At 72.8% G+C, this 19,627-nt stretch carries 19 protein-coding genes and 1 pseudogene; 11 read left to right on the top strand and 9 right to left on the bottom strand.

Annotation, left to right across the window (positions count from 1 at the left end):
- From ADY59_RS38760 to ADY59_RS38735, 6 genes and pseudogenes are all read right to left on the bottom strand, one after another.
- Positions 1-578: pseudogene (locus tag ADY59_RS38760) on the bottom strand (hypothetical protein); the annotation flags it as partial.
- A gap of 1 nt (position 579) precedes the next feature.
- The gene (locus ADY59_RS38755) at positions 580-1,308 is read right to left on the bottom strand and encodes a ComEA family DNA-binding protein (RefSeq protein ID WP_231619100.1); all 729 of its coding nucleotides are present in this window, start codon (positions 1,306-1,308) and stop codon (positions 580-582) included.
- A gap of 72 nt (positions 1,309-1,380) precedes the next feature.
- Positions 1,381-2,190, bottom strand: coding sequence for a DegV family protein (locus ADY59_RS38750; protein ID WP_049573554.1), 810 nt, complete (start codon positions 2,188-2,190; stop codon positions 1,381-1,383).
- Between the two features lie 13 nt (positions 2,191-2,203).
- Positions 2,204-3,412: an imidazolonepropionase gene (gene hutI / locus ADY59_RS38745; RefSeq protein ID WP_049573553.1), complete on the bottom strand. Its 1,209-nt coding sequence runs from the start codon at positions 3,410-3,412 to the stop codon at positions 2,204-2,206.
- Positions 3,413-3,828: 416 nt separating this feature from the next.
- The gene (gene hflX, locus ADY59_RS38740) at positions 3,829-5,241 is read right to left on the bottom strand and encodes a GTPase HflX (protein WP_082310729.1); all 1,413 of its coding nucleotides are present in this window, start codon (positions 5,239-5,241) and stop codon (positions 3,829-3,831) included.
- Positions 5,242-5,335: 94 nt separating this feature from the next.
- Entirely contained in the window at positions 5,336-6,025 is a 690-nt protein-coding gene (locus ADY59_RS38735) for a DUF4097 family beta strand repeat-containing protein (protein WP_049573548.1), read from the bottom strand.
- A gap of 145 nt (positions 6,026-6,170) precedes the next feature.
- On the opposite strand from ADY59_RS38735, the gene aceB reads away from it, so the two are divergent.
- From aceB to ADY59_RS38695, 8 genes are read left to right on the top strand one after another with little or no spacing between them, the layout of a single operon-like run.
- On the top strand, positions 6,171-7,748 hold the full coding sequence (gene aceB / locus ADY59_RS38730; RefSeq protein ID WP_049573546.1) for a malate synthase A: 1,578 nt from the start codon (positions 6,171-6,173) through the stop codon (positions 7,746-7,748).
- A 30-nt stretch (positions 7,749-7,778) separates the two neighbouring features.
- Positions 7,779-9,218 (top strand): FAD-linked oxidase C-terminal domain-containing protein, encoded by a 1,440-nt coding sequence (locus tag ADY59_RS38725; RefSeq protein ID WP_049573545.1) that lies wholly within the window; start codon positions 7,779-7,781, stop codon positions 9,216-9,218.
- Entirely contained in the window at positions 9,218-10,426 is a 1,209-nt protein-coding gene (locus tag ADY59_RS38720) for an FAD-binding oxidoreductase (protein WP_049573543.1), read from the top strand. Before ADY59_RS38725 ends, ADY59_RS38720 begins: the two co-directional genes overlap by 1 nt.
- A gap of 1 nt (position 10,427) precedes the next feature.
- Positions 10,428-11,630, top strand: a complete 1,203-nt coding sequence (locus ADY59_RS38715; protein WP_049573540.1) for a (Fe-S)-binding protein — start codon at positions 10,428-10,430, stop codon at positions 11,628-11,630.
- 2 nt (positions 11,631-11,632) lie between these two features.
- Positions 11,633-12,373 carry an IclR family transcriptional regulator gene (locus ADY59_RS38710; RefSeq protein ID WP_442937781.1) on the top strand — a complete coding sequence of 247 codons (741 nt, stop codon included), beginning with the start codon at positions 11,633-11,635 and terminating at the stop codon, positions 12,371-12,373.
- 11 nt (positions 12,374-12,384) lie between these two features.
- Positions 12,385-13,122, top strand: a complete 738-nt coding sequence (locus ADY59_RS38705; RefSeq protein WP_197094059.1) for an IclR family transcriptional regulator — start codon at positions 12,385-12,387, stop codon at positions 13,120-13,122.
- A 4-nt stretch (positions 13,123-13,126) separates the two neighbouring features.
- Complete coding sequence (locus ADY59_RS38700) at positions 13,127-13,339, top strand: DUF2277 domain-containing protein (protein WP_049573535.1); 213 nt, start codon at positions 13,127-13,129, stop codon at positions 13,337-13,339.
- A 60-nt stretch (positions 13,340-13,399) separates the two neighbouring features.
- A complete protein-coding gene (locus ADY59_RS38695; RefSeq protein ID WP_049573533.1) occupies positions 13,400-15,301 on the top strand; it encodes a hypothetical protein in 1,902 nt (633 codons plus the stop codon).
- Between the two features lie 43 nt (positions 15,302-15,344).
- On the opposite strand, the gene ADY59_RS38690 is transcribed toward ADY59_RS38695, so the two are convergent.
- Positions 15,345-15,824, bottom strand: a complete 480-nt coding sequence (locus ADY59_RS38690) for a hypothetical protein (RefSeq protein ID WP_049573531.1) — start codon at positions 15,822-15,824, stop codon at positions 15,345-15,347.
- A gap of 93 nt (positions 15,825-15,917) precedes the next feature.
- Here ADY59_RS38690 and ADY59_RS38685 point away from each other — a divergent pair, with 93 nt between their 5' ends.
- From ADY59_RS38685 to ADY59_RS38675, 3 genes are read left to right on the top strand one after another with little or no spacing between them, the layout of a single operon-like run.
- A complete protein-coding gene (locus ADY59_RS38685; protein WP_049573528.1) occupies positions 15,918-16,598 on the top strand; it encodes a response regulator transcription factor in 681 nt (226 codons plus the stop codon).
- Positions 16,595-17,830 carry a sensor histidine kinase gene (locus ADY59_RS38680; protein WP_049573525.1) on the top strand — a complete coding sequence of 412 codons (1,236 nt, stop codon included), beginning with the start codon at positions 16,595-16,597 and terminating at the stop codon, positions 17,828-17,830. Before ADY59_RS38685 ends, ADY59_RS38680 begins: the two co-directional genes overlap by 4 nt.
- A gap of 36 nt (positions 17,831-17,866) precedes the next feature.
- Entirely contained in the window at positions 17,867-18,187 is a 321-nt protein-coding gene (locus tag ADY59_RS38675; RefSeq protein ID WP_049573524.1) for a PepSY domain-containing protein, read from the top strand.
- Between the two features lie 55 nt (positions 18,188-18,242).
- Here ADY59_RS38675 and ADY59_RS38670 read toward each other — a convergent pair whose 3' ends face one another.
- A complete protein-coding gene (locus tag ADY59_RS38670; protein WP_231619099.1) occupies positions 18,243-18,917 on the bottom strand; it encodes an HNH endonuclease family protein in 675 nt (224 codons plus the stop codon).
- Between the two features lie 60 nt (positions 18,918-18,977).
- A partial coding sequence (locus tag ADY59_RS47800) for a glycine cleavage T C-terminal barrel domain-containing protein (RefSeq protein WP_331459557.1) occupies positions 18,978-19,627 on the bottom strand: 650 nt, incomplete at its 5' end.

The following is a 19,627-nucleotide window of genomic DNA, read 5'->3' as shown; positions in this document are numbered from 1 at the left end:
GAGCGGGCCAGGAGGGTCGCGGCGGTCAGGGGGGCCGAGGTGGGCTCGACCAGGCGACCGGTGATCTCGACGCGCTGGCTGGGGAGCAGGTGGCGCCACTGGGGGCCGTCGGCGAAGACCGTGATGGGGGTGTGGACGGTCAGCCGGTGGTGCGCGGTGCGGACGGATTCGAGGGTGGCTTCGGCCACCACGCTGTCGCGGCCGAAGTGGCCTGCCTTGGGGCGTCTGATCTTCGGATCGTTCGTGAGGGTGATCTCGGCCGTCACGCCGGCGCCCCGGGCGGCCAGGGCCGCCACGGGGCCCGTGGTGACGGCATGCAGGCGCAGCGCGATCGAGGCCGAGGTCGCGGCCACGCAGACGAGGGTCGCGATCGTCACGTTGTGGCGCACCGAGGCGGGGGCGAGCGCCCCGCCCGCCAGAGCCGCCGCGGTCGCGACGACGGCGGTGACCACGGCGGCGGCGCCCGCCGCCGGCGCCGGGCAGGCCAGGAGGGTGAGCGCGGCCGCCCAGGACGCCAGGGCGGGCACCGTGAGCGGCCAGGAGCGGCGGACGGGGGTGTCGGAATCCGGCCCGCGCATGTCAGACCCGGACCTTGGGCTTGATCTCCTCGAACGTGCGAGGGCCGATGCCGGTCACGTCGCGGAGCTGGCCGACGCTCGTGAAGCCGCCGTGGGCGGTGCGGTAGTCGGCTATGCGGGACGCGAGGACCTCGCCGACGCCGGGGAGTTGCTCCAACTGGTCCTGGGTGGCGGCGTTGAGGTCGAGAACGGCGGTGTCGGGGGCGGTGACGGAGGAGGACGCGGCGGCGGGGCCGCCGACCATGATCTGCTCGCCGTCGAGCAGGCGTCTGGCGAGGTTGACCGCGCCCAGCGGGGCTCCCCGGCGGACTCCCCCGGCGGCGGTGATGGCGTCGGTGACCCGGGCGCCCGTCGGCAGGGTGTAGACGCCGGGGTCGCGGACCTTGCCGGCCACGTGGACGGTGACCTTGCCGGTAGGCGTGGCCGGCGGGCTGACCACCGGCGCGGGCAGCGGCGCGGGGGCGGGCAGCGGCTCGGGGACGGGCCGCGAGCGCCAGAGGAAGAACCCGGCCACGAGCACGGCCACGGCGGCCAGCGCGAGGAGGGTGCGCACGCCGGGACGCCCCGGGTCCAGGGAGGGGCGGGCGGCCGGCTCGGCGGGGGCCGATGAGCGGAAGGCCCGGAAGGAGGCGGGCACCCCGGCGAGCAGGGAGGCCCGCCCGGGACTGGTGATGGACCGCAGCCGGGTCTCGGCGATGGTCCGCTCGGCGGCGAGGTCTTGGGTGCGCACGGCGAGGAATGTACGGGCCCGCGGATCGGGCCACCGGAGCCGAGCGGCGTTCTGTGGATAACCCGGAGCGGGTCAGCGAGCGGGGGTGAGGGTGACGCCCAGCATGCCGGAGCCGACGTGGACGCCGATGACCGCGCCCACCTCCACGACGCGGGTCCGCACCGCTCCCGGGAGCCGCTTGGCGAGGCGGTCGGCCAGGGCCTGGGCGCGGTCGGGGGCGGCGAGGTGCTGCACGGCGATCTCGACCGGCTCGTCGCCTGCCGCCTCCGACGCCACGTCCTCCAGGCGGGCGATGGCGCGGGAGGAGGTGCGTACCTTCTCCAGGAGGGAGATCTGGCCGTCCACCAGGTGCAGCAGCGGCTTGATCAGGAGGGCGGAGCCGACGAGCGACGCGGCCGTGCCGATGCGGCCGCCCCGGCGGATGTGGTCGAGGGTGTCGACGTAGAAGAACGTACGGGTGCGCGCGGCACACTCCCGGGCCGCGGCCGCGACCGTCTCCGCGGAGCCGCCCGAGGTGGCCGCGAGGGCCGCAGCCAGGACGGGGAAGCCGAGGCCGAGGCCGATGGAGCGGCTGTCGACGACCTCGACCGGGACGGGGGCGTCGCGGGCCGCCGACCGGGCGGACTCGACCGTACCGGACAGGGCCGCCGACAGGTGGACGGAGACGACGGCGGAGGCGCCGCCCTCGGCGAGCGCCGCGTAGCAGGCGGCGAAGCGCGACGGTGCGGGCCGCGAGGTGGTTGCAGTGGCGATATTTCCAGAAAAATCGCCCTCGTCGCAGGCCACCTCTCCCGAGATCACCTGTACGGGGACCACCGTGACGCCGGGCACCTCAGGCAGGTAAGCGGTGGAATCGGTCACCACGGCCACATCAGACGGCATAGACCGAGATTAACTACTGAACCGGAGTCCCACCCCGCCACACGCGGCGCGGCTTCAGCCCGAAGGACCAGGCGAAGGCGCCCTCGTGGTCGGCGTCCCACTGGACGATGTCGGCCAGCCGCCCGGGTGCCAGCACGCCCCGGTCGGGCGCCCCGAGCACGGTGGCGCCGCCGAGCGTGGCGGCGCGCAGCGCGTCGTTGACGCTCATCCCGAACGCCGACACGGCCATCGCGATCACCAGCGACATCGAGGTGATGCCGCAGTAGCCGGGGTTGTGGTCGCTGCCGAGCGCGATCTGCACGCCGTGCTTGATCATCTGGCGGACCGGCGGCACGTTGCCGCGCTGCAGCGCGGTGGCCGGGCAGACGACGGCGGGCACGCCGTAGCGCGACATGATCGCGATGTCCTCGTCGGACATGTGGTGCAGGCCGTCGGCGGAGGCGCAGCCGAGCTCGGCCGCGAGCTGGACGGCGCCGCGGCGGCTGAAGAGCCCGGCGTGGATGCGCGGCAGCAGGCCGACGTTGCGGCCCGAGGCGAGCACCCAGCGGGACTCCTCGGTGGTGAAGTGGCCCTCGTCGCAGTAGACGTCGACGCTGTCGGCGCCGGCCGCGGCCGCGTCGGCGCACCAGGCGCCCACGGCCTCGACGTATTCGCGCTGCCGGCCGAAGTATTCGGGAGGCACGACGTGCGCCGCGAGGAAGGTGACGTGCACCCGCGGCATCATCGGCTCCTTCTCCAGCTCGCGCAGGAGCCGCACGTCGGCCAGCTCGCCGTCGCGGGTGAGGTGGTAGCCGGTCTTGGCCTCGACGGTCGTGGTGCCGTTGAGCAGCCAGCCGCGCAGCCGCTCGCGCACGCCGTTGCACAGGGTCCACGGGTCGGTGCCGCGGGTCACGGTGACCGTGGAGCCCACGCCGCCGCCCGCCGCGGTGATGGAGGCGGCGCTGGAGCCGCCGGTGCGGATGGCCAGCTCGGCGTAGCGGTTGCCGGCGTAGACGGGGTGGGTGTGGGCGTCGATGAGGCCGGGCGTGACGAGCGCGCCGCCGAGGTTCTCCACGTGGTCGACGTCGACGATGTCGTCGACGACGCCGGGCACGCTCTGCGGCAGGTCGGGCGCCCGCCCGACCCACGCGATGCGGTCGTTGTGCACGAGGATGGCCGCGTTGCTGAGGACCTCGTTGCCGGTCCAGAGGCGGCCGATGTTGGTCAGGAGCCGAACGGTCACCGCATCACCGCCCCGCGCATGAGCAGCACGCAGCGCACGGCCTGCGCCGCGCCCACTGAGTCCGCTCCGGGTTCGGACGACATGGGGGGTCTCCTGCTCTCATCCGCAAATGCTGTGCGGTGACCGTATCGCCAGACTCATGATCCGGCGATTTCAGTTCAGTTACGTTATTTCACAGGTGGGCTCGCTGTACAGGGTTATTCGGAAGAAAGCCCACTCATCCCAGCCGCCACTCAGCCCTGCCCTCACACACAGGCCCCCGCGCGTGTCCAGAACCACAGCAGCCATCGTCGAAACCCGTGCTCTGTCTCATTTTCGTAAGGCTTGGCTAATCCTAGCAACACCGGACGCGCGGGACCACTGCCGCTTTTGGGCAGCTCTGCGCCTTTTAAAGCGAGAGCTGCCCTGCCGTACCGCTATGAGACGCGTTCGACCGGCTTGCCGACCCGCTCCAGCTCCTGGTGGAGGCTGGGCAGCACCCGGGCGTGCAGGATCGTGCCGTCCTCGACGTGGTCGACCGACAGCACCTCACCCTCCTTGTGGGCCCGCGAGATCAGGTCGCCGCGCTCGTACGGGACGAGCAGGGTGACCTCGTGGTCCAGGCGGGGCAGGCGGCGCTCGATGAGGCTCATCAGCTCCGGGATCCCGGCGCCCGTGCGGGCGGAGACCACGATGCTGTCGCGCTCGCGCCTGCCGATGCGGTCGAGCACCTCCTGGTCGGCGGCGTCGGCCTTGTTGATCACCACGATCTCGGGCACGTCGCTCGCGCCCTCGATGCTGCCGAAGACCTCGCCCTGGTCGGCGAGCTGGCCCTCGGGATCGGGGTGCGAGCCGTCGACCACATGCAGGATCAGGTCGGCGTCGGCGACCTCCTCCAGCGTGGACCGGAACGCCTCGACGAGCTGCGTCGGCAGGTGGCGCACGAACCCGACGGTGTCGGCGATCGTGAACACCCTGCCCTCGGGCGTGCGCGAGCGGCGCACGGTCGGGTCGAGGGTGGCGAACAGCGCGTCCTCCACCAGCACGCCCGCCCCGGTGACCCGGTTGAGCAGCGAGGACTTGCCCGCGTTGGTGTAGCCGGCGATGGCCACGGCGGGCACCTCGCGGCTCTGGCGCCGCTGGCGCATGGTCTCGCGCGAGGTCGACATGCCACCGATCTGGCGCCGCAGCTTGGACATCCGCTCGCGGATGCGGCGGCGGTCCAGCTCGATCTTGGTCTCACCGGGGCCGCGGCCACCGATGCCGACGCCGCCGGCGGCACGGCCGCCGACCTGCCGGGACAGGTTGCCGCCCCAGCCGCGCAGGCGGGGCAGCAGGTATTGCAGCTGGGCCAGCTCGACCTGGGCCTTGCCCTCACGGCTCTTGGCGTGCTGGGCGAAGATGTCGAGGATCAGCGCGGTGCGGTCGATGACCTTCACCTTGACCGTCTCCTCGAGCTGGCGGAGCTGGCCGGGGCTCAGCTCGCCGTCGCAGATCACGGTGTCGGCGCCGGTCGACTCGACCACGTCACGCAGCTCCAGCGCCTTGCCGGAGCCGATGTAGGTCGCGGGGTCGGGGAACTTGCGCCGCTGGATGAGGCCTTCGAGCACCTCGGAACCGGCGGTCTCGGCCAGGAGCTTGAGCTCCTGGAGTGAGTTCTCGGCGTCGACGGCGGTGCCGGAGGTCCAGACGCCGACGAGGACGACCCGTTCGAGCCGCAGCTGGCGGTATTCGACTTCGGAAACGTCCTGGAGCTCGGTGGAGAGGCCCGCCACGCGCCGCAGCGCCTGGCGCTCCTCGAGGTCCATGTCGCCGTTCTCGAAGTCGTCGAGCTCGGAGTAATCGTGCATTCGTGTCATCTCTATTAGGGAACGTCTGGGCACCTCGGTGTCTTCCCCGATGGTGGCACGACATCACTCAGGTCATCACCTGGTTATCCCGGCGTCATCCCGGCAGCACGCTGACGTCGCCGGATCCGGAGCTGAGCATCACCTTGCGCGGCGCGGCGGGGTCGTCGTCGACCGAGACCTTGGCCTCGCCCGAGCCCACGTCCGTGATCACGTTGTAGGCGCCGGCGGGTACGCGCAGCGTCACGTTGCCAGAGCCCGACTCCAGCTCCGCGCTGTCGGGCGCGGTGGCGTACTTGAGCTCGATGCTGCCCGATCCCGCCTCGCCGACGACGCTCTTGCCGGCCAGACCGGAGGCGTCGATGTCGCCGGAGCCGGCGGTCACGACCAGCGGGCCGCTCAGCGACCGGAGCGTGATGTCTCCCGAGCCGGACTCGGCCTCGACCTTGAGGCCCTTGGGGATCTCGATCTTGTAGTCGACGCCGCAGCTCGCCCAGCCCGGCTTGCAGTCGTAGCTCACGCGCAGCCTGTCGCCCTCGACGGCGTGCTCGGTCTCCGGCTTGTTGTCGCGCCACCGGAGGGTCTCGACGACCCGGATCGCGCTTCCCGCGGTCTCGGTGATCACCGTGTCGCCGGCCTCGCTCTTGAGGTACAGGCCGGCCACCTTGTCGGTCACCTCGTAGGACACGGTGTCCTGGTGGGTGGGGCCGCCGAGCCCGCCGAGGCCGCATCCCGTAAGCAGCAGCGCGGAGGCCAGGACGCCACCCGCGATCACGATCGTCTTCATGCCTTCGATCATGTCGCGGGACGGGTGGCGCGGACATCGGGGATGCCCCGGGGGCGACCCCTGCCTTTGACCGGCCGAACCCTCATGCTCTAGCGTCACTTTCATCATCCAGAACTTGGTTTCCACCATACGGAAAAGAGGAGCCATGGAGATCACCGGCCCGATGCACGACCGGTTCGACCAGATCCTCACGCCGGAGGCGCTCGGCTTCGTGACGGCCCTCCAGCGGGAGTTCGGCCCCCGGCGCCTGGAGCTGCTCGCGGCGCGCCAGGCCAGGCAGGAGGAGCTGTCGGCGGGCGGCACCCTCGACTTCCTCCCGGAGACCAAGGAGGTCAGGGAGGCCGCCTGGCAGGTCGCGCCGCCGGCGCCCGGCTTGGTGGACCGCCGGGTCGAGATCACCGGCCCGGTCGACCGCAAGATGACCATCAACGCGCTCAACTCCGGCGCCAAGGTGTGGCTGGCCGACTTCGAGGACGCCAACTCCCCCCTGTGGGACAACTGCGTGAGCGGCCACCTCAACCTGCGCGACGCGCTCGACCGCACGATCGACTTCGAGACCGGCGGCAAGACCTACGCGCTCGGGCCCGACGCCGAGCTGGCCACCGTCGTGGTCCGGCCGCGCGGCTGGCACCTGGACGAGAAGCACGCGCTGGTCGACGGGCAGCCGGTGGCGGCCTCGCTGTTCGACTTCGGCCTCTACTTCTTCCACTGCGCCCGGCGCCAGCTCGACAAGGGCCGCGGCCCGTACTTCTACCTGGCCAAGCTGGAGTCACACCTGGAGGCGCGGCTGTGGAACGAGGTGTTCGTCCGCGCCCAGGAGCTGCTCGGCATCCCGCAGGGCACGATCCGGGCGACGGTCCTCATCGAGACCTACCCGGCCGCGTTCGAGATGGAGGAGATCCTGTACGAGCTCCGCGACCACTGCGCCGGGCTCAACGCGGGACGCTGGGACTACCTGTTCAGCGTGATCAAGAAGTTCCGCACCCGGGGCCGGGAGTTCCTGCTGCCCGAGCGCAACGCGGTGACGATGACCGCGCCGTTCATGCGCGCCTACACCGAGTTGCTGGTGCGCACCTGCCACAAGCGCGGCGCGCACGCGATCGGCGGGATGGCGGCGTTCATCCCGTCGCGGCGTGACGCGGAGGTCAACGCGACGGCGCTGGAGAAGGTGCGCGCGGACAAGACACGCGAGTCCGGCGACGGGTTCGACGGCTCGTGGGTGGCCCACCCGGACCTCGTGCCGATCTGCCGGGAGGTGTTCGACGGCGTGCTCGGCTCCCGGCCCAACCAGCTCGACCGGCTGCGCGAGGACGTCTCGGTGTCGGCTGCGGACCTGCTGGCGGTCTCCGAGACGCCGGGCGACATCACCGAGGCCGGGCTGCGCAACAACGTGGACGTGGCGCTGCGCTACCTGGCCGCGTGGATGGGCGGGCTGGGCGCGGTGGCGATCCACAACCTCATGGAGGACGCGGCCACGGCCGAGATCTCCCGGTCGCAGATCTGGCAGTGGATCCACAACGGCATCACGCTGGCCGACACGAGCGAGACCGTGACCAAGGAGCTGGTCGAGCGCATCATCGGCGAGGAGCTCGCGAAGGCCGCCGCCGAGCCGGGCCACGACGAGGAGCTGTACGGCCAGGCGACGGCGTTGTTCAAGGAGGTGGCGCTGGACGACGAATTCGCCGAGTTCTTGACGCTTCCGGCATACGCCCGCATGCCGTAAATATCCTGATATAGGAGAGCAGGTGAGGCCATGCTGGATGAGCTGACGGCGGCGCTGGCCGCCGTGCTGCCCGCCGATTCGGTGATAACCGACCCGGTGCGGCTGCGTACCTACGAGTGTGACGGCCTCACCTACCACCGTGCCACGCCCGGCGTGGTCGTGCTGCCCGAGACGGCGGAGCAGGTGGCGCGCGTGGTCGGGCTGTGCCGGGAGGCCGGGGTGCCGTTCGTGGCACGCGGCTCGGGCACGGGCCTGTCCGGCGGCGCGCTGCCCCGCGAGGACGGGGTGCTCGTGGTGACCTCGAAGATGCGCCGCATCCTGGAGATCGACCTGCCCAACCGCCGGGCGGTGGTGGAGCCGGGCGTCACCAACCTGGCGATCACCGAGGCGGTGCGCGACCAGGGCTACTACTACGCGCCCGACCCGTCCAGCCAGCAGATCTGCTCGATCGGCGGCAACGTGGCGGAGAACTCGGGCGGCGCCCACTGCCTGAAGTACGGCTTCACCGTCAACCACGTGGAGGCGTGCGAGATCGTCACCCCCGACGGCGACCTGGTGACGCTGGACCGGATGGACCCGGGCTACGACCTGCTGGGCGCGTTCATCGGCTCGGAGGGCACGCTCGGCATCGCCACCAAGATCACGGTACGGCTGAGCCGCGCCCCCGAGGCGGTCACCACGGTGCTGGCGGCGTTCGAGAGCATCGAGCGCGGCGGCGAGGCCGTCTCGGCGATCATCGGGGCCGGCATCGTGCCCGCCGCTGTCGAGATGATGGACGCGCTGGCCGTCGAGGCGGCCGAGGCGGCGGTGGCCTGCGGCTATCCGCGCGGCGCCGGCGCGGTGCTGATCGTGGAGCTGGACGGGCCGGCGCAGGAGGTCGAGCGGCAGTTCGGGCAGCTGAAGGAGCTCTGCTCGGGCGCGTTCGAGCTGCGGGTGGCGGCGGGCGCCGAGGAGCGGGCGGCGATCTGGAAGGGCCGCAAGTCGGCGTTCGCGGCCGTCGGCCGGATCAGCCCCGCCTACATCGTGCAGGACGGCGTGGTGCCGCGCACCTCGCTGCCCCGGGTGCTGGCGGAGATCGACCGGCTGTCGGCCGAGCACGGGATCAGGGTGGCCAACGTCTTCCACGCCGGCGACGGCAACCTGCACCCGCTGGTGCTGTTCGACGACGCCGAGCCGGGGGCGGGCGAGCGGGCCGAGGCGGTGTCGGGCGCGATCCTCGACCTGTGCATCGAGCACGGCGGCTCGATCACCGGCGAGCACGGCGTGGGCGTCGACAAGGCCAAGCACATGCCGCGGATGTTCTCCCAGGACGATCTCGACACCATGCAGCTCGTGCGGTGCGCGTTCGATCCGGCGGGGCTGTCGAACCCGGGCAAGGTGTTCCCCACGCCCAGGCTCTGCGGCGAGGTCCCCGGCGTGCGCAAGGGCGCGCACCCGCTGGTGGAGTCCGGGAAGGCGGAGCAGTTCTGATGCTGGAGACGGGCGTGACGGTCCGGGACCCCGGGCCGGACGACGAGGTTCGCGGGGTGCTACCGCGCCACGTGGCGCTGCCGGAGAGCGTCGAGGAGGTGGCGGAGGTGCTGCGCGCGTGCGCCCGCGACGACCTGGCGGTCGTGCCCGTGGGCGGCGGCACCAAGCTGCACTGGGGGCCGCCGCCGGAACGCTTCGACGTGCTGCTCGACCTGTGCTGCCTGAACCAGGTCGTCGAGCACGCGGCCGGCGACCTGGTGGTGCGCGCGCAGGCGGGGGTGACGATGGACGCGCTGGCGCGGACGCTCGCCGCCGAGGGGCAGGAGCTGGCCCTGGACGCGCCGTTCCCCGGCGGCACCGTGGGCGGCACGCTGGCCACGGCCGTGGCGGGCCCGCGCGCCTTCCGCTACGGCACCGCCCGCGACCTGCTCATCGGCGTCACGGTCGTCCTGTCCGACGGCACCGTGGCCAGGTCGGGCGGCAAGGTGGTCAAGAACGTCGCCGGCTACGACCTCGGCAAGCTGTTCACCGGCTCGCAGGGCACCCTCGGCGTGATCGCCGAGGCGACGTTCCGTCTGCACCCGCTGCCGGTCGACCGGCGCTGGATCGTCGCCGTCGCCGATCCGCCGGGCGTGGCCGAGACGGGGTCGTGCCGGGTGCGGGAGCTGGCCTCGGCGCTGGCGGCCTCGCAGGCCGAGCCGAGCGCGGTCGAGCTCGACTGGCCGCACGGGCAGGGCCCGATCTGGATGAGCGTGCTGGTCGAGGGCTCGGCCGCGGCCGAGCGGGCGGAGGCGCTGGCCGGGCTGATGGGTGACGCCGTGCGGTCCGTCCGGGAGGAGCCGCCGCCGCAGTGGGGCGAGATCGTGCACGACGACGTGCTGGCCGAGGTGCGCTTCGAGCCGTCCCGGCTGACCGCCGTGCTGGACGCGGTGCACTACAGCGGGTTCTCGCTGCGCGGGTCCGCGGTGGCCGGGCGGGTGTGGCTGGAGCTGTGGGGCGACCCCGGCGAGGACAGGACGGTCGCGGCCCTGGGCGGCCTGCGCGAGCGGCTGACCCCGCTCGGCGCGCGGATGACCGTGCTGGCGACGCCGTACGAGGGCGTGGACCGGTGGGGGCAGGTGGGCTCGCTGCCGCTGATGCGGCGGGTGAAGGAACGGTTCGACCCGGGGCGCAGGATGTCGCCCGGGCGGTTCGCAGGAGGGCTCTGACGTGGACCCGAAGCTGATCAACGACTGTGTGCACTGCGGGTTCTGCCTGCCGACCTGCCCGACGTACACGCTGTGGGGCGAGGAGATGGACTCGCCGCGCGGTCGCATCCACCTGATGAAGCAGCACGTCGAGGGGACGCCGATCACGCCGGAGATGGCCGGGCACTTCGACGCCTGCCTGGGCTGCATGGCGTGCGTGACCGCGTGCCCGTCGGGGGTGCGCTACGACCGGCTGATCGAGGAGACCAGGGCCGAGGTGGAGCGGACGCACGTGCGCGAGCCGCGCGAGCGGGCGGTGCGCGGGCTGGTGTTCGGGCTGTTCCCCTATCCGCGCAGGCTACGGCTGCTGCGGCCGGGGCTCGGGCTGACGCGGCGGCTGGCGCCGTTCCTGGCGCGGGCGCACCCGAGCCTGGGGGCGATGGCCGGGCTCGCGCCCCCGGTTGCGCGGCGGCAGCGGCTGCCCCGGCTGGTGCGCGCCCGGGGGCCGCGCCGGGCGCGCGTCGGCATGCTCACCGGATGCGTGCAGGGCGAGTTCTTCCCGCAGGTCAACGCGGCCACGGCACGGGTGCTGGCGCTGGAGGGCTGCGACGTCGTCATCCCCGCAGGGCAGGGCTGCTGCGGGGCGCTCAGCGTGCACTCCGGCCGGACGGACCAGGCCAGGCGGCTGGCCCGCCGCACGGTCCGCGCGTTCCGCCGGGCGGGCGTCGACACGGTCGTTGTCAACGCCGCCGGGTGCGGGTCGTCGATGAAGGAGTACGGCGAGCTGCTCGGCGAGGAGCCGGGCTTCCGGGTCGTGGACCTGTCGGAGTTCCTGGCCGAGCTGGGGCCGGCGGCCGAACGGCACCCGCTGCCGGTCACCGTGGCCTACCACGACGCCTGCCACCTGGCCCACGCCCAGGGCATCCGGGCCCAGCCGCGCGAGCTGCTGCGCGGCATCCCCGGGCTGGAGCTGCGCGAGGTGCCCGAGTCGGCCATCTGCTGCGGGTCGGCGGGCACGTACAACATCTTCGAGCCCGAAGCGGCCCGTGACCTGGGTGATCGCAAGGCCAAGGCGGTCGGGTCGACGGGCGCGGAGCTGCTGGTGTCGGCCAATCCTGGGTGCACGATGCAGATCGCGGCGGCGATGCGGCGCGAAGGCGCCGCGATCAGGGTCGCGCACACCGCCGAGGTGCTCGACGCCTCGCTGCGCGGGGTGGGCCTGTGAGCGTGCAGTCGGTCGAGCGGGCGCTCGACGTGCTGGAGGCGCTGGCCGAGCACGGCGGCGAGGCGGGGCTGTCGGAGATCGCGGCCAGGACCGGGCTGCCGTACGGAACGATCCACCGGCTGCTGCAGACGCTGCTGGCGCGCGGTTACGTGCGTCAGGAGTCCGACCGGCGCTACGCGCTCGGCGGCGGGCTGGTACGGCTTGGCGGCGTGGCCGAGAGCATGGTGGCCGTGTGGGCGCAGCCGTACCTGACGCGGCTGGTGGAGCTGTCGGGTGAGACGGCGAACCTGGCGGTGCTGGAGGGCGACTTCATCGTCTACGTCGCGCAGGTGCCCTCGCCGCGCAGGCTGCGGATGTTCGCCGAGGTCGGCAGGCGGGTGCTGCCCCACAGCACGGCGGTGGGCAAGGTGCTGCTGGCCTGGCGTGCCGGTGGCGACGCGGTGACCGTGTTCGAGCGCACCGGCATGCCGAGGCGCACCCCCAACACGATCACCGACATCCAGTCGATGCTCGCCGAGCTGGGCCTGGTCAGGTCCCGGGGTTACGCGATGGACCTGGGCGAGGAGGAGCTGGGCGTGCACTGCCTGGCCGTGCCCGTGCTCGACGGGGAGCGGGTGGTGGCCGCCATGTCGGTGTCGGGGCCGGCCGAGCGGATCGGCGCGCTGGACCGGAGCGAGCTGGCCGAGGGCATGCGCGGGATCGCCAGTGACTTCGCCGCGGAGCTGAGCCCGGCCGCGCGGTAGGGTGTTGCGCCATGAGCAACGGCTCGGTGCAGTCGGTCGATCGGGCCATCGCGATCCTGGAGATCCTCGCCCGCGAGGGCGCCAGCCGGGTGACCGATCTGGCGGCCGAGCTCGACGTGCACAAGTCCACCGCGTTCCGGCTGCTGGGCGCGCTGGAGCAGGGCGGGCTGGTCGAGCAGAGCGGCGACCGGGGCCGCTACCGGCTCGGGTTCGGCGTGGTGCGGCTGGCCGGCGCCGCCACCGCCCAGCTCGACCTGGCCAAGGAGAGCCGGGCGGTGTGCCTGCGGCTGGCCGGGGAGGTCGGCGAGACGGTCAACGTCGCGGTGCCGCAGGACGGTCACGCGGTCAACGTCAGCCAGGTGCGCGGCCCGTCGGCGATCAGCGGGCACAACTGGGTCGGCCAGCGCACCCCCGCGCACGCCACCTCCAGCGGCAAGGTGCTGCTCGCGTTCGGCGCGCTGCCGCTGCCCGAGGCGCTGGACCGGTTCACGCCGCTGACCATCACCGACGCGCGGCTGCTCGGGCTGGAGGAGATCAGGCGGCGCGGCTGGGCCTTCACCGTGGAGGAGCTGGAGCTGGGGCTGAACGCGGTCGCCGCCCCGGTCAGGGGCAGCGACGGCGCGGTGGTGGCGGCGGTGAGCGCCTCCGGGCCGTCCTACCGGCTGACGCCGCAGCGGCTGCCCGAGGTGGGCGAGATCATGACGGCCGGCGCACGGGAGATAAGCCAGCGAATCGGCTATTACCGTTGAGAGTATGTGCCGAAGCATCAAGACCCTGCGCCCGCCGTACACCGAGGACGTGACCGAGGAGGACGTGCGCGCCGCCGCGTTGCAGTACGTCAGGAAGATCTCGGGGTTCCGCGCGCCCGCCGCGCACAACGCCGAGGCGTTCGACCGAGCGGTGGAGGACATCACCCGGGCCTCCGAGGAACTGCTGTCGGCGTTGCAGGTTCGCGGAGGCCGTTGACAGGCCCGGCCCGCCGGAGAAGTGTCCCCGGTGTAACCACACCGACTGCAGGGGGCCGCCATGATCAGCGGGCTTTACCAGGGGCAGGACGGCGACTCGCGGCTGGAGCTGCGCGTGGACGTCGACGGGAGCAGGCCGACCGGGCGGGTGAGCGGGGACCTGTTCTCCGCCGCCGGCGCCACGACCGGCTACACCGGCTCGTTCGTGGTGCACGCGCCCACCGTGACGGCGGAGGCGATCGAGGGGCGCGCGATCTTCACGTTCGACACCGCCGAGCGGGACGTCCGCGTCACGATCTCCGGCGAATCGGGCACCGCCGAGGTGGCGGGGCGCACCTACCCGATCGCGTTCGCCTCCCCCTACTTCCGCCAGGTCCTGCTGGAGCAGGACTCGGTGGCCGGGGCCGTGCCGTTCGTCAGCTACGACACCGGCTCGCTGCCGGGGCCCGCCGGATCGCCCGCGCGGGAGCTCAGCGTCGCCGCCGCGTGGGCCGAGGCGGGCGTCGAACTGACCGTGACCGAGCCGGGCGTCATCCCCGTCGACGGCTCGGGCGCCGACCTGGCCTGGGACGACGCCGAGCTGCACCACGCGATGGCGCAGCAGTTCAGCCGGTTCGGCGACGCGGTGGCCTGGCGGGTGTGGCTGCTGGTGGCCAGCAAGCACGTGGGCGGCTACCGCGGGATCATGTTCGACTACGACGACGCCCACCAGCGGCAGGGCGCCGCCGTCTTCCACGACGCGATCAAGGGCGACTCGCCGCAGGCGCAGCGGGCCATGCTGAGAACGTACGTGCACGAGCTCGGGCACGCCTTCAACCTGCTGCACTCCTGGCAGAAGAACCTGGCCACGCCGCCCCAGCCGCTCGGCCCGGCCGGCGGGCTCGGCGACCTGTCGTGGATGAACTACGTGCAGAACTACCGCCCCGGCGGCGAGCCCGGCTACTGGGCGGCGTTCCCGTTCCAGTTCACCGACTCCGAGCTGGTGCACCTGCGGCACGGCTTCTACCGGGACGTGGCCATGGGGGCCAACGCGTTCGGCGTCGGCGCGGCCGAGCCTGCCCCGTTCGAGCAGCCGGTCGAGGACCGGTCGGGGCTGGCTCTGGAGCTGCGGGCCAAGGAGTCGTTCGGGTTCGGCGAGCCGGTCGTGGTCGAGCTCAGGCTGTCGTGCACCGGCGAGCCGCGCAGCACGCACGGGCACCTGCATCCCGACACCGAGTTCACCCAGGTCACGATCACCCAGCCGGGCGGCAGGACCGTGCTGTACCGGCCGATGATGCGGCACTGCGTCGACAGCTCACCCGAGATCCGGCTCGATTCGGGCAACCCGGCCATGTACCGCAGCGCCTACATCGGGCACGGGCGCGACGGTCACTACTTCCAGCAGCCCGGCGAGTATCACGTCAGGGCCCAGTACGTCGCCGCCGACGGCTCGCGCATCGTCTCCCCCGCGTGCACGGTCAAGGTGCGCTACCCGGTCAGCGAGGACGACCACCGGGTGGCCGAGCTGATGCTGGGCGAGGAGCAGGGCCAGTTGTTCTCGCTGCTCGGCTCCGACTCGCCGGCGCTGCGCTCCGGCAACGTCGCGCTGGAGGAGGTCATCGACCGGTACGGCGGCCATCCGCTGTCGGTGTACGCCCGGATGGTCAAGGGGCTCAACGCCGAGCGCGGCTTCAAGGCCCTGACGCCCGGCAACCGGCTGCGGATCCGGCCGCCGGACCCCAAGCAGGGCGTCGAGCAGCTGACCGAGGTGGCCAGGCGCGGCGGGATCGACAACATCACGCTCAACATGGTGATGCGGCGGCTGGCCAGGGCCGAGGCGCGGCAGGGCGACCTGCCGAAGGCGAACGCGGTGATGGACTCGATGGTCGCCACGTTCGCCGCCAAGGGCCTCAATCCCATCGTCATGGGGCAGATCAAACGGCAGGCGGAGCTGACGAAGGCGGCGCTGAGCGCCGAGGTCTGAGCGCCCGAGGTCTGAGCGCCTCGGGGCCGGGTGGCCGTCCGGTCTAGCCGGGCAGCGTGACCGGGCGGCCGCCCTGGCAGCCGATGCTCAGCTCGACGTCCTCGCCCTCGTCCGCCTCGAACTCCACCTGGACCTCGGGGGCGGGGCCCGGCTCCACGCCGTCGACCGAGTAGCCCTGCGCCGGGCTCCACGACCGCAGCGTCGCCAGGTCACCGTCGCACGAGGCGATCACCGTACCGCCGGGGGTGCGCACGAACTCGCCTCCCTGAGCGGACGGCTGGGTGGACGACGGCGTCGACGGTGACGCTGACGGTTCCCCGGACGGCGGCGCCGAGGGCGCGGCCGACGGTGAGGCGGCGGGGCGCTTCGGGGTCGCGGAGGCGAGCGCGGCGCGGGCCTCGTCCTGCGTCATGACCTCGCCGGACGTGCCGGTCAGTGCGCCGCCCACCAGGCCGAGCACCGCCACCGCGGCGCCCGTCGCGGCCACCGCGATGGCAGCCCAGGCCAGGACGAGTCTCTTCACCCCGCCACCTTCCCCCCTGTACGGCTAAGCCCAGGTTAAGACGCCGCTAACAGGCGACGTCACAACCCCGCTGACCGTCTACCGTTTCCGTATATGGCTGACATCCTGCTCATCGAGGACGACGTGACGATCCGCACCGCGCTGAGCCGGGGCCTGCGGGAGCTCGGCCACGCCGTTTCCTCCTCCCCCACGGCGCTCGACGGGCTGCGGCTGGCCGTGCAGGATCGCCCGGACCTCATCGTGCTCGACCTGGGGCTGCCCGACCTGGACGGGGCCGAGCTGCTGCGCATGCTGCGCGCGGTGAGCAGGGTGCCGGTGATCGTGGCGACCGCCCGTGACGGCGACGCCGAGATGGTGCCGGTGCTGGACGCGGGCGCTGATGACTACGTGGTCAAGCCGTACAGCGCCGCGCAGCTCGACGCCCGGATCAGGGCGGTGCTGCGGCGGGCCGCCGACGCGACGCCGGAGGAGCCTCTGAAGGTGGGCGGGCTGCGGGTGGACCCGAGGGCGCGCGAGGCCCGCCTGGACGGCACGGAGCTGGATCTGACGCCGCGCGAGTTCGACGTGCTGCACTACCTGGCGGCGCGGGCCGGCGAGGTGGTCACCAAGCGTGAGCTGCTGACCGAGGTGTGGCAGCTCCCGTACGGCGGGGCCGACAAGACCGTGGACGTCCACCTGTCGTGGCTGCGCAGGAAGCTCGGCGAGACCGCCTCCGAGCCGCGCTACCTGCACACGGTCCGCGGCGTCGGCGTGAAACTGGTCGGGCCGTCGTGAGGCGCTGGCTGGCGCTGCTGGTGGCGGCCACCACGTCGCTGGTGCTGGTCGCGCTGCTGGTGCCGATGGCGCTGCTGATCCGCGCCGTCGCCGAGAACGGCGCCACGAGCCGCGCCACCACCGCCGCCGAGTCGGTCGCCGTCGCCGTCGGCACGCCCGAGCTGCCGCTGGCGCTGGAGCAGGTGGCGCGGCCGGTGACGGTGTTCCTGCCGGACGGGCGGCGGCTGGGCGAGAAGGCCGAGCGCTCCGACGCCGTCCGGCTGGCCGCGACGGGCCGCAGCGTCACCGCCGAGTGCGACGACGGCGGCAGGGAGGTGCTGGTCGCCGTGCAGTCGCCGGACGGCACGGTGGTGATCAGGGTGTACGTGAGCGAGGACGAGCTGTGGCGCGGCGTGCGCGAGGCGTGGCTGGCGCTGCTGGTGCTCGGGCTGGCCCTGGTCGTGCTGGGCATCGCGCTGGCCGACCGGCTGGCGCTGGCCGTCACCCGGCCCGTCGACGGGCTGGCGCGCGTGTCGCACCGGCTGGCGGGCGGCGACCTGGAGGCGCGGGCCGAGCCGGGCGGGCCGCCCGAGGTGCGCTCGGTCGCGCTCGCGCTCAACCACCTGGCCGGGCGGATCGGCGACCTGCTCGCGGCCGAACGCGAATCGGTGGCGGACCTGTCGCACCGGCTGCGCACGCCGCTGACCGGGCTGCGGCTGGACGCCGAGTCGCTGCGCGACCCGGAGGAGGCCGCCCGGATCGGCGCCCGCGTGGACGCCCTGGAGCGGGCCGTCAGCGCCGTCATCACCGACGCCCGCCGCCGCTCGGCCGGGCGCGAGAGCTGCGACGCCACGGCCGTCGTGGGCGAACGCGTGCGCTTCTGGTCGGTGCTGGCCGAGGACCAGGGCCGTGCGGTCACGGTCACGCTGCCCGAGGGCGAGCTGGCGGTCGCCGTCGGCGGCGAGGCCCTGGCCGCCGCCGTGGACGCGCTGCTCGGCAACGTCTTCGCGCACACCCCCGAAGGGGTCCCGTTCTCGGTGCGGCTCGCGCGCCATGCCTCCGGGGCCGTGCTCACGGTCAGCGACGGCGGCCCCGGCTTCGACCCGGCCCTGCTCGCCCGGGGCACCAGCGGCGCCGGCTCGACCGGGCTCGGCCTGGACATCGCCAGCCGCACCGCCGAGTCGTGCGGCGGCCGGCTGACGGTCTCCTCGTACGGCGGGGCGATCGTGGAGATGGTGTTAACGCGTCCTTAGCGCGCGTTTACCGTCGATCGCGGTTTCGTCTTGGGTATGCACATCACCAAGAAGATCATCGTTGCCAGCGGGGTCACCATGGCCCTCGTCGCCGGCGGGTCCGCCGCCTTCGCCGCCGTGAACCGGCCCGCCCCCGCGGTGAGCGCCGAGCAGGCGATCCAGGTCGCCCAGAAGCAGGTGCCCGGCTCCTGGGTCTGCGAGGTCGACTTCGACCGCCGCGGCACCCGCCCGGACGTGTGGGAGGTCGACGTCGTCAAGGGCGACATCGTGCACGAGCTCGACATCGACGCGGCCAGCGGCAAGATCCTCCACCAGGAGACCGACCGCGTCGACGACGACGACCGGGACGACGACTGACCTCGGGTGCTCAGGCCGCCGCCGGGATCCGGCCCGATCGGCTCGCCTCGCGGCGTCAGCAGGCGGACAGGACGCGTTCCATGGCGTCCTTCTCCCCTGACGTGACCCACAGCTCGTACTTGGCCTTCACGTCGATCTGCCGGGCGATGTACGCGCACCGGTACGACTTGCGCGGCGGCAGCCAGGTGGCGGCGTCGGAGTCGCTCTTCTGGCCGTTGAGCGGACCGTCGACGGCGAGCAGGTTCAGGGGGTCGTTGGCGAACTCCTTGCGCTTGCTCTCCGTCCACTTCTGGGCGCCCTTCTGCCAGGCGTCCGACAGCGGGATCAGGTGGTCGATCTGCACCTCGGAGCTGGTGTCCTGGCCCCGCCTGAAGTCGATCCGCTTGCCGCTGTAGGGGTCGTCGAGGACGCCGGTGAGCACGACGCAGTCGTGGGTGCCCGCCTTGAACTTCTCCTCGCGCAGGTCGCGCTTGAGGATGTCGTTGCGGGTGTCGCAGCCGTTGTGGTCGACGTCGGCCCACGCCGGGCCGAACTCGTCACGGTCGAACCCCGTCTTCGGCGCCCGGCCCTTGACCACCAGGTCTTTCAGCTTCTTGCGCGCCTCCCCGACGTCGGCGGTGTCCGCCTTGCCCGCCTTGCCGGAGTCCGGGGCGAGGCTCGCCTCCAGGTCGCCACAGCCCGTGACCATCATCGCGATGGCCAGTGCCGCCATCCCTGCCCGTGCCCGCACGTTTTCCCCCAGACTCAACATGTAAAAGCCTAGGTATATCAATTACCCGTAACGCCGCACTTATCTCTTCAAGGCGTCAAGAAGCCATTCGGCCAGGTATCGGGTGTAGGAGGAGCGGACGTAGACGCGGTACGCGTCCGTCACCCGTTCCAGGATCACCGGCGCCCGGGCCAGGAGCGTCTGCGCGTGCCCGGTGAACACCCTCGGGTGCAGGTCGAGGGCGCATCCGGTGATCAGCACGTCCAGGGCGCCCGCGCCGCTCACCTCCAGCACCGTCCGCTGGCCGGACACGTCCACCCAGCCGTCCTCCCCGTCCCCCACGACCAGCCACCACGCCGGCCCCAGCCGCAGCCCCCTGCCCGGATCGGCGCCCCGCACCTCCCACATCCTCCGGGCCGGCAGCTCCCGCAACCGCACCCGCTCACCGCTCGCCGCCGCGAACCGCGCCGCGTACGCCGCCCCCGGACTCTCCGCACCTGCCACGCGCGGGCTCCCGTGCGGCCCCTCGGGCGCGGGCTCGCCCTCCCGCCTGGTGTTCTCCGGGTCGTAGAAGACCGGCTCCACCACGGTCACCCCGACGGCCTCCTCCCCCGTCACGGCGACCAGCCGATCCCCCGGCGCCGCCCCCCGGGCCATCGCCAGCGCGAACGTCCGCCCCAGCACGGCACTGTCGTAACTACTGGTCACATGCCCCACCATCCCCCCGGAAG

Origin of the sequence: Nonomuraea sp. SBT364, assembly GCF_001083785.1 — a bacterium.
Classification (GTDB): Bacteria; Actinomycetota; Actinomycetes; order Streptosporangiales; family Streptosporangiaceae; genus Nonomuraea.
The sequence above is the reverse complement of the archived record's forward strand: the minus strand, read 5'-3'. Positions and strand labels throughout refer to the sequence as shown.